Origin of the sequence: Mycobacterium sp. SMC-15 (genome assembly GCF_045310925.1) — a bacterium.
In the GTDB taxonomy this organism is placed as follows: domain Bacteria; phylum Actinomycetota; class Actinomycetes; order Mycobacteriales; family Mycobacteriaceae; genus Mycobacterium.
The window spans coordinates 179,217-190,315 of record NZ_JBJIAJ010000002.1; the positions used below are offsets into that span (position 1 = coordinate 179,217).

Annotated in this window: 2 protein-coding genes; both read left to right on the forward strand. The window is 75.9% G+C overall.

What is annotated here, in order from left to right; translation table 11 throughout:
• The first annotated feature begins 22 nt into the window (after positions 1-22).
• Complete coding sequence (locus ACJH71_RS03860; RefSeq protein WP_406756725.1) at positions 23-6,646, forward strand: PE family protein; 6,624 nt, start codon at positions 23-25, stop codon at positions 6,644-6,646.
• A 104-nt stretch (positions 6,647-6,750) separates the two neighbouring features.
• Complete coding sequence (locus ACJH71_RS03865) at positions 6,751-11,085, forward strand: PE family protein (protein ID WP_406756726.1); 4,335 nt, start codon at positions 6,751-6,753, stop codon at positions 11,083-11,085.
• The last annotated feature ends 14 nt before the right edge of the window (positions 11,086-11,099 follow it).

An 11,099-nucleotide genomic window follows, 5' to 3' on the forward strand; every position in this document is an offset into this window, starting at 1 on the left:
AAAGCAAGGGCGGATAACAGCAATGGGTGGCAAGCGCGACGGTGTGGAACGGCGGACGGCGAACGCAGCCGGGGCGCGTCGGCGCAAACGCATCGCCGGTGCCGGAACCGCGGTAGGCGCGTTCCTGGCATTCGGGATGACCCCGCTGTCCGTCGCGCCGTCGGCCCATGCCGACGAGCTGGACTGGGTCTCAGACCTTTTCGGTCAGAGCCTGGGCGATGCCTTCGCCACCCTGGGCGACGCCTCGTCGTGGCAGACGATCTTCGATGCCGACTCCTGGTCGCCGCTGTTCACTCAGCTCGACAGCGGCTGGGACGCCGCGCTGGTCCCGGTGTCCGCAGCCGCCAGTGACCCGTTCGCGGACCTGTTCAACACGCTGTTCTACGAGCCGGTGCACACCGGCATCGAGAACTGGATCAACAGCCCGCTCGGCCTGCAGGTCAACGGTGCGATCAACGGCATGTTCGGGGTGTACCTGATCGGTAATGGCGCCGACGGCACCGCGGACAACCCGGACGGCGGTGACGCCGGCCTGCTGTTGGGAGACGGCGGCAACGGCTTCGGCTACAGCGGCAACGGCGGCAATGCCGGTTGGTTGTTCGGCAACGGCGGCAACGCCGGCAGCGCCGGTGACACCGGGGCCGGCGACTCCGGGGCCGGCGGGCCCGGCATGGCCACCTTCGCTGCCCTGACCAGCGACCCGGCTCCGATCAACGGCGCGCCCGGAGTGGGCGGCAACGGTGGCGGCCTCTTCGGCAATGGCGGCAACGGAACCGACGGTACGGCCGGGCAGTTCGGTGGCGCGGGCGGCGCCGGCGGCGCGGGTGGCGCCGGTGGATTCTTCTTCGGCAGCGGCGGCAACGGCGGCAACGGTGGTGTCGGCGGCGACGGCACCGCTGTGCACCTCAACGGCGGGGCCGGCGGGGCCGGCGGCGCCGGGGGCCGGGGCGGGCTGTACTTCAGCAACGGCGGCGTCGGTGGTGTCGGTGGTGCCGGTGGTGACGGCTTCACCGGTGGCCGGGACGGTGGCAACGGTGGTGTCGGCGGTGCTGGTGGCGCCGGTGGCGGTGGCGGCACCTTCTTCGGCAGCGGCGGGTCCGGCGGTGTGGGCGGCGTTGGCGGCGACGGCGGCAGCGGCACGGCGGGTACCGATGGCGCGCAGGGCACCTTCACCGGTGCCGGCACCGGAAACGGCGGTGCCGGGACCAACGGCGGCGTCGGTGGCCTGGGTGGCAACGGCGGCGTCGGTGGCGACGCCGGGGCCGGTGGCCTGTTCGGCTCCGCGGGCCACAGCGGATCGGGCGGTGCAGGCGGTGCCGGTGGCGACAGCGGTGCGGGCGGCAACGGCGGTAACGGTGCGGCCGGGACCGCCGCACACCTCAACGGCGGCAACGGCGGTCGCGGCGGCGAAGCCGGTATTGCCGGTGCCGCGGGTCGGGGCGGCGCGGCGGGCAGCGGCTCCGGCGGCGTTGCGGGCGCGGCGGGCAGCGCCGGCGAAGCGGCCACCGTCAGCGGCAACGGCGGCAACGGTGGTGCCGGCTTCAGCGCGGTCAACCCGGGCCAGGCCGCCGGTAACGGTGGTCGGGGCGGTGACGGCGGGTCGACCGGCAACGGCGGCAACGGTGGCGTCGGCGGTAACGGCGCGGCGGGTGCCCTGGGCGGCAACGACGTCAACGGCAACGGCTTGCAGGGCGGCGCCGGTGGTGTCGCCGGCAACGGTGGTGCCGGTGGTGCCGGTGGATCGGTCTCGGGTAACGGCGGTGCCGGAGGCGCGGGCGGTGCCGGTGGCACCGGCGGCGCCGGCGGGGCCGGGGAGACCGGCGATGCGGGTCAGAACGCGGCCGCCGGAACCGGTGGTGCCGGCGGGACCGGCGAGAACGGTGGCAATGGCGGCAAGGGCGGCATCGGTGGCCTCGGCGGCAACGGTGGCGCCGGTGGTACGGCGGCGCACGGCACCTCGGGTGCATTCGGTGCGGGCGGTGTCGGTGGTGCCGGTGGTGCCGGCGGTAACGCGGGCGACGGCGGCCAGGGCGGCACGGGTGCTGGTGGTGGCAAGGCCGCCGCGGCCGGCGCGGGTGGCCTCGGCGGTAATGGTGGTTCGGTGGGTGCCGGCGGTGCCGGTGGCGCCGGCGGCCTGGGTGCCGGCGGCGCGCATGCGGTAGGCGGCAAAGCGGGCGCGACGGGTACCGGCGGCGACGGCGGCGTGGGCGGTACCGGTGGTGCCGGGCAGCTGCTGGCCAATGGCACGGTCCAGGCCGGTGGCGTGGGCGGTCACGGCGGTAACGCGGGCGCGGTCGGCAACGGCGGTGCGGGCGGTACCGGTGGTGCCGGGGCGACGGGTGCGGCCGGGATCACCAGCGGTTCGGGCAACGGCACCAACGGTGCGACCGGCGGCGTCGGCGGTGCCGGTGGCGTGGGCGGTGCCGGCGGCGCGATCTCGGGTAACGGCGGCGTCGGTGGTGCCGGTGGCGTGGGTGGAACCGGCGGCGCCGGTGGTGCCGGCTCCAACGGAATCGACGGCGTGGATGCGGTCGCGGGAAGTGGCGGGAACGGCGGCGACGGCGGCAGCACCAGCAGCGTCGGCGGTAACGGCGGCAGCGGTGGTATCGGCGGCGCCGGCGGTGCGGGCGGCACCGCGGCGCACGGCTCCGCGGGCGGCCAGGGCGTCGGTGGCACCGGTGGTGCCGGGGGCGCGGCCGGTAACGGTGGCACCGGTGGTGCCGGCGGCGACGGCGCCGGTGGCGGCGCCAACGCGGTGGCCGGCCACGGCGGCAATGGCGGTAGCGGCGGCACGGCGGGTGGAGCCGGAAACGGTGGCGCCGGCGGTATCGGTGCCGGCGGCCAGGCCGCCAGCGGAGCCGCGGGTGCGGCGGGCAGCGCGATCGGCGGCGTAGGCGGCAACGGCGGCAACGGCCAGGTGTTGGCCGATGGCACGGTCCAGGCCGGCGGTGCCGGCGGCAACGGCGGCAACGCGGGTGCGATCGGAACCGGTGGCGCGGGCGGCAACGGCGGTAGCGGCGCGGCAGGTGCGACCGGTGGCCGCGACGCGAGCGGCAATGGACTGACCGGCGGTAACGGCGCGTCGGGCGGCGTCGGCGGTAAGGGCGGTGCCGGCGGCACCCTCTCCGGCGACGGCGGTGCCGGCGGCCGCGGCGGTGCCGGTGGCGCGGGCGGCAATGGCGGTAGCGGCGGCTTCGTGACCCCCGGCAGCGGCGCGTCCGGCGCAACCGGTGGCAACGGTGGTACCGGCGGCACCGGCGGAGCCGGGGGCCTCGGTGGTGACGCGACCGACGGCAACGGTGGGGCCGGCGGCCAGGGCGGCACCGCGGGTGCTGCCGGCAACGGCGGCAACGGCGGTGTGGGCACCGGTGGTGGTACCGGTGCGACCGCCGGCAGCGGCGGCAATGGCGGCAGCGGCGGCGAGCGCGGCACCGCGGGTGCCGGTGGCGATGGCGGCACCGGCGCCGGATCCGGCCACGACGGCGCAGCCGGCGCGGTCGGCGGTATCGGCGGCGGCGGTAACGGTGGCGAAGGCGGCCGCGGCGGCGACGGTCGCGAACTGTCCGACGGCACCATGCAGGTCGGCGGCGCAGGCGGCCAGGGTGGCAGCGCCGGCTCGATCGGCAACGGTGGCCGCGGTGGTGATGGCGGCGCGGGCGCCAGCGGTGGAACCGGCTCGGTCAACAGCGTGAACGGCGCCAACGGTGCCATCGGTGGCGTCGGCGGCGCCGGCGGCAGCGGTGGCTCGATCGCCGGCAACGGCGGCGCCGGTGGTGTCGGCGGCCACGGCGGCAACGGCGGTAACGGTGCCATCGGCCTGACCGGCGCCGCGGGCACCGATGCCGCGGTCGGCAGCGGCGGCAACGGCGGCAACGGCGGCATCGGCCTCGACGGTGGCAATGGCGGGAACGGCGGCGTCGGCGGTCAGGGCGGTCTGGGCGGCAGCGCGGTCAACGGAGCCGCAGGCAAGGCGGGGATCGGCGGGATCGGGGGCAACGGCGGCAACGCCGGCCACGGCGGCGACGGTGGTGCCGGTGGCCGCGGCGCGGGCGGCGGCTTGAACCTGGTCGCCGGCAACGGTGGCGCCGGCGGAAGTGCGGGCAGCGCCGGCCAGGCTGGGGCCGCAGCGCAGGGCGGCCTCAGCGGCGACGGTGTCAGCCAGCGTGCCGGTGGTGTGGCGGGCGCGGCGGCGGTCGGCGGCGGCAACGGTGGTGCCGGTGGCGACGGTGGTGCCGGTGAGGTGCTGTCGAACGGTGCTTCCCAGGCCGGCGGTAACGGTGGTGCCGGCGGCAACGCGGGCGCGGTCGGAACCGGTGGCGTCGGTGGTGACGGTGGCGCGGGCGCGACCGGGAACGCGGGCGTCACGGACGCCGGTGGCGACGGAAGCAATGGCGGGGACGGCGCGGCCGGTGGAAACGGCGGGGTCGGCGGCGCAGGTGGCACTATCTCCGGCAACGGTGGTGCGGGCGGCACCGGTGGTGCGGGCGGCAGCGGTGGTGCCGGCGGCAACGGACTCGTCGGTACCGCAGGGACCACCGATGCCGCGGGCCAGGGCACCGACGGCGGCGACGGTCGCGACGGCGGCGACGGCGGAAACGCGGCACACGGCGGCAACGGTGGTGCCGGCGGCACCGCGGTGAACGGCAACGCGGGCGCGGCCGGTGCCGGTGGGGTCGGTGGCACCGGTGGCGCGGCCGGTAACGGCGGGACCGGCGGCCGAGGCGGCGACGGGGCCGGCGGCGGCCTTGACTTCGAGGCCGGCACCGGTGGCAACGGCGGCGACGGCGGGGCGGTCGGGCAGGCCGGCCTGGGTGCCGCCGGTGGCACCGGCGCCGACGGCAGCCACGCCGCGGATGGTGCGGACGGCGCCGCAGGCCACTCCAACGGCGGCGCGGGCGGCAACGGTGGCGCCGGCCAGATCCTGTACGACGGCACTCTGCAGGTCGGTGGTCAGGGCGGTAACGGCGGCAACGCCGGGACGGTCGGCACCGGCGGTGCGGGCGGCAACGGCGGTGCCGGTGCTACCGGGGCGGCCGGGGTCACCGATGCCTCCGGCACCGGCACGCACGGTGGCAACGGCGGACTCGGTGGCAACGGCGGGACCGGTGGTGCCGGCGGCACCGTGGCCGGTGATGGCGGCGTCGGCGGTCAGGGCGGCGCGGGCGGCACGGGCGGTCTCGGTGGTGCCGGGCTCAATGCGTCTGTTGCCGGCCAGAACGGCGGCAACGCCGGTGACGCCGGCAACGGCGGTCAGGGCGGCGTGGGCGGCCAGGGCGGCACCGCCGCCAACGGAACCGGTGGTGCCGGCGGGCGCGGCGGCGCCGCCGGTGACGCCGGCACCGGTGGCCAGGGTGGCCAGGGTGTCGGAGGTGGCGCCGCGGCGAACGCCAGCAACGGCGGCAACGGCGGCACCGGTGGCGAACGCGGCACGGCCGGGCAGGGCGGCGGCGGCGGGGCCGGTAGCGCGGGCGACGGTGCGCACGGCGGTGTCGGCGCGGTCGGCGGCGGCGGTAACGGCGGCAACGGTGGCGCGGGCGGTAACGGAATCGGCGTGATCAACAACGCCGGTCAATCCGGCGGCAACGGCGGCCTCGGTGGTGCGGCCGGTAGCAACGGCAACGGCGGAGACGGCGGCGCCGGCGGTAAGGGCGCGGTGGGCACCAACCCGGCCGCACCGACCGAAGGCGGGTCGAACCCGTTGGCCGGCAACGGCGCCGGCGGATCGGACTGCGGCAGCACCGGGGGCACCAGCTCCTGCACCGCCGGAGTCGGCGGCAATGGCACCGCGGGTAACAGCGCCAACAACGGCGGGCACATCCAGAACGGCGGCAACGGTGGCACCGGCGGCCGGGGCAACACCGGTGCGTGGTTGGGCCAGACGGCCACTGGCGGCAAGGGCGGCAACGGCGGTAGCGGCGGGGTTTCCGGCGACGGCGGCGACGGCGGTACCGGCGGCTACGGCTACGTCGGTGGCAGCTCCAGCAGCGCTCACGGTGGTACCGGCGGAAACGGTGGCGACGGTGGCAACGGTGTCAGCGGTGTGACCGGCGGCAACGGCGGTGCCGGCGGTGCCGGCGGTGCCGGCGGGTCGATGTCGGGTGTGGGCGGCAACGGTGGCGTCGGTGGCGCGGCCGGCAACGGCGGCGACGGCACCGTGGGCGGTGATGGCGGCGACGGCGGAAACGGCGGACAGGCCTACATGTCGGCGCCGGTCGGCGGCACCTCCGCGGTCGGCGGCCAGGGCGGCAACGGCGGTAACGGCGGCTACGGCGGTAACGGCGGATCCGGCGGCATCGGCGGCCAGGGCGGTGACGCGGGGGCCGCCGGTGCGGACGGTGCCGGTCAGGCCGGCGTGGGCGGTGCCGGCGGCAACGGTGGTTCCGGTGGTCAAGGCGGTAGCGGCGGCGACGGCGGCGACGGCGGCAACACCAGTCGCGGCACCTCATTCGGCAGCCAGACTGCCGGCCAGGGCGGGACCGGTGGGACCGCCGAGGTCGGCGGAAGCGGCGGCGCGGCCGGCGGGGGCGGCGCGGGTGGCCAGAACGCCGACGGCTCGAGCGCATCCAGTGGTGCGGGGGGCACCGGCGGGACCGACGGCGACAACGGCGCCGCCGGCAGCGGCGGATCGACCGGCAGTACCGGCTAAGACGTCCGCGGCATTGGTCCACGAATCAACCATTCCTGCTTAAGTAATGAGGTCCCCCTGTGATTGGTAAGCGCCACAAGGCAACTCGGGCTACTCGTCGGTTATTGGGTGCGGGTTCGGCGGCGGCGGCATTTTTGGCGTTCGGTGTGTCGCCGTTGGTGTCGGTGCCGGTGGCGCAGGCTGATGGTGAGTTTGATTGGCTGCTGGATGTTTTCGGTTCGGGGGCGTGGTCGGCTGCCGAGGTGGACGCTGGGGGTGCGTTCGATTGGGGGTCGTTGTTTGACTCGTCGGCGGGGTTGGCCGGTGGTGATGCGTTTGATCTGACGGCGTTGGTTGAGGCGTACATCTATGCGCCGTTGCATGCCGGCATGGTCGATTGGCTTGAGAGCCCGTTGGGTGTTCAGGTCGGCTCGTTTGTCAATGACACGTTCGGGTTCGGCTCGATCATCATTGGTAATGGCGCTGTTGGTGTTGTCGGTGTTGATGGTGGCAATGGTGGTGCGGGCGGTTGGTTGTTCGGTGATGGTGGTGCTGGTGTCGCCGGTGGTGATGGTGGCGCGGCCGGTTTGTTCGGCAATGGTGGTGCCGGCGGCGCCGGGCTAGCCGGTGGTGATGGCGGTACCGGCGGTGCCGGTGGTTCGTGGATGGGCGTCGGCGGGGTCGGCGGCGCCGGTGGTGTCGATGGCGGCAACGGCGGCGATGGTGGCGCGGGCGCGGGTTGGCTGTTCGGTTCCGGTGGTGCTGGCGGTGCCGGCGGTGTTGGCGCGGCCGGCGTGGCGGGCATCGACGGAGCTAGCGGCGTGTGGGCCAACGGCGGTAGCGGCAACGGCGTGGTCGGTGGCAACGGTGTTGTTGGCGGCAATGGTGGCAATGGTGGTGTCGGAGGCAAGGCTTCGGGCTTTTTCGGTAAGGGCGGCAATGGTGGTGTCGGCGGTGTCGGTGGTGCGGGCGGTAACGGTGGCCGTGGTGGTGACGGTGCTGTTGGACAGTGGGATGTGGCTGCCAGCAATGGAAATGGTGGTGATGGTGCCGGTGGTGGTGACGGCGCCAATGGTGGCCAGGGTGGCCAGGGTGGTCTGGCTGGTGCGGGCACCAGCCTGGGTTCGGCGGGTGTCAACGGCCTGGGCGGCCAGGGTGGTGCCGGCGGCAACGCCGGGATTGCCGGCGATGGCGGCGCTGGTTTGGACGCGGACAGCGAGCATCCCGACGGCGGCGATGGTGGCAACGGTGGGGACCCCGGCGCGATCGGTCACGGCGGTCAGGGCGGCCTGAATGGTGGGTCGACCACCGAGCGTGCGGCCAGTGGCGCCGACGGTCAGGCGGCCGGGCACGGCGGTAACGGCGGTAATGGCGGCGACGGGTTCGACGTGGCGGCCTACAACGCCGCCCACGCAGGCGAACTGGGCTTCAAGGCACTTAGCATCGCCGGCGGCAACGGTGGCAACGCCGGCGACGCCGGACTAGTCGGAGACGGCGGCACCGGCGGCAACGGCGGCAACGGCGGCGCTGGCGGTCCCGGTGGCAATGGTGGCTGGTCGGGCGGCAAGGGCGGTACCGGCGGCGACGGTGGCAATGGCGGCAACGGCGGCGCTGCCGGCGCACTGAGTGGTAACGGCGGACTGGGCGGCAACGGCGGCCTGGGCGGCGACGGCGGGCACGGTGGAAACGGCACCGGCGCCAACAGCAATGCCGGCAGCGGCGGCGACGGCGGCAAGGGCGGCATCGGTGGCCAAGGCGGGGCCGGACAGACGGGTGAGATTGGCAGCTACCTGACCGGTGACGGCAACGGTGGCAACGGCACCAACGGTGGCGCCGGCGGAACCGGCGGCGACGGTGGCAAGGGCGGCGACGCAGGCACCGCCACCGGCACCGGCACCCTGGGCGACAACGGCAACGGTGGCGACGGCGGCCAGGGCGGCACCGGCGGCGCGGCCGGCGACGGCGGCCGGGGTTCGGACGGCGACGCTTCAAACATCAACGGCGGCAACGGCGGTAACGGCGGCAACGTTGGAATCGCGGGCGCCGGTGGCAACGGCGGCGCGGCCGGATCCGGTGGTGTGGGCGGCAACGCCGGTACGCAGGGCGCGGAAGGCGACGCGCCGACCATCGGGGGCAACGGCGGCGACGGTGGTAACGGCTTGGCCTCCTCGGCCGAGGGCGTCAACGGCGGCGCGGGCGGCGCGGGTGGCAACGGCGGCGACCACGGCAACGGCGGGAACGGGGGCGACGGCGGCAACGGCTTCACCGGTGCGGCCGGCGTGAGTGCCACCACCGCGGGCGACTCCGGTACCAGTGGCGGCAACGGCACCGACGGTGGCGCGGGTGGCGCCGGCGGTCTGGGCGGCGCGATCAGCGGCGACGGCGGCGACGGCGGTCTGGGTGGTGCCGGTGGTTCCGGCGGCAACGGTGGGGACGGCCTGGCCGGTGCACAGGCCACGGTGGCCGGGGCGAACGGCAACAACGGCGGCTCCGGTGGCAACGGTGGCAACGCCGGCTCCGGCGGCGCCGGCGGTAACGCCGGAGGCACGGCCGGCGGTTCAGGCAACACGGGCACCAACGGCAGTGGCGGGTCCGGTGGTTCCGGTGGCAACGCCGGCACGGCGGGTAACGGCTCGGACGGTGCAGCAGGCAACGCCTCAAACATCAACGGCGGCAAGGGCGGCAACGGCGGCGAGGTCGGTTCTGCCGGAACGGCGGGCCAGGGCGGCGCGGTCGGAACCGGGGGAACCGGCGGCAACGCCGGGGCCGACGGCGATGCCGGCACAGCGATCGCCGGTCCAGCCGGCAACGGCGGCAACGGCGGCGCGGGCTACGACGCGGCCGGCGACGCCGGTGCTGCCGGCGGGACCAGCGGTGGCAACGGCGGCGCCGGCGGTGATGGCGGCAGCGTGGGCAATGGCGGCAATGGCGGTGTCGGGGGCAGCGGCAAGTCCGGCGTTGGTACCGCCGGCACAGCGGGCACGGCCGGCAACCCCAACGGTGGCGCGGGCGGTACCGGCACCGACGGTGGCAATGGTGGTAACGGCGGTGCGGGCGGAACCGGCGGTGCGCTGGCGATCAACACCGCGGGGAACGGCGGCGTCGGTGGTGACGGTGGAGCCGGCGGCAACGGCGGTAACGGCGGTAACGGATTCAGCGCTACGGCGGCCGGCGCCGCGGGTGGCAATGGTGGGGCCGGTGGCGAGGCCGGCTCCGGCGGTCATGGCGGTTCCGGCGGCAACGCCGGAACCGCGCAGTCGGGCGCGGTGGTCGGTGCCAACGGCAATGGCGGCCAGGGCGGTAACGCCGGCAGCGCCGGCCAGGGCGGCAACGGCGGCCGGGGCGGCGACGGCAATGCCAGCACCCCGAACGGCGGCCGCGGCGGTAACGGCGGCGATCCGGCCAACATCGCGGGCAGCGGGGGAACCGGCGGCGCAGCCGGCAGCGTCGCGGGCGGCGGTGGAACCGACGGGTCCGGCGGCGCAAGCGGAAGTGCGACAGCGGGCGCGTCCGGCAATGGCGGCGCGGGCGGAAACGGCTACAACGCGGCCGGTGACGCCGGCGCGGCGGCAGGAGCCAACGGCGGCAAGGGCGGTGCCGGCGGTGACGGCGGTGCGATCGGCAACGGCGGCAACGGCGGTGCCGGCGGCAACGGCAAGGTGGGCGCCGACGGTTACACGGCCCCGAACGGCCAGGCGGCCGGCGGCGGTGCCGGCGGTACGGGTGCCAATGGCACCCAACCCGGGCAGGCCGGCGGAAACGGCGGCCGGGGCAATGACAACAGCTGCGCCAAGTTCTTCGGCTGCGGCGACTTCTACGCCGGCGGCGGAGGAAACGGCGGCAACGGGGCGCAGGCCGCGGACGGCGGCAACGGTGGTGCCGGCGGGGATGCGTATGCCAATGCCGGCGGCACCAACGGCAAGGCCCACGCCGGCGACGGCGGCGACGGCGGTGACGGTGGTATCGGCGCGAACGGCGCGAACGGCGGTAGCGGCGGCGCCGGCGGTGCCGGCGGCAAGGGCGGCTCGATCTCCGGTGACGGCGGCAACGGTGGTGCCGGCGGTGCAGGCGCCAACGGCGGCGCCGGTGAGAAGGGCGGCGACGGCGGAGATGGCGGCAAGGGCGGATATTCGCAGAACCGTCAGGGTTCTGGCTACGTCTGGGGCGGCAACGGCGGTGATGGCGGCACGGGCGGCGGGGGCGGCAATGGTGGCGACGGTGGCAACGGTGGTGCCGCTGGCGCGGCGGGCGTCGCCCTAGGCTCTGGCAGCTCCGGCGCAGCCGGTGCCAGTGGCGGTGCAGGCACTGGGGGCGCGGCCGGTGCTGGTGGCGCCGGCGGAGCGCGTGGAGAAGGCGGAACGACCTCGCCCGGAACCGTCGGCTCCTCCAACGGTTCCCCGGGGCAAGTCGGAACCGGTGGCGCGGGAGGCACGAAGGGTAACGACGGCGCCCATGGCTAGCCACGCTCTCTCGC

Coding starts and splice junctions, on each gene's coding strand:
- ACJH71_RS03860 (WP_406756725.1), top strand. CDS start 23: ATGGGTGGCAAGCGCGACGGTGTGGAACGGCGGACGGCGAACGCAGCC.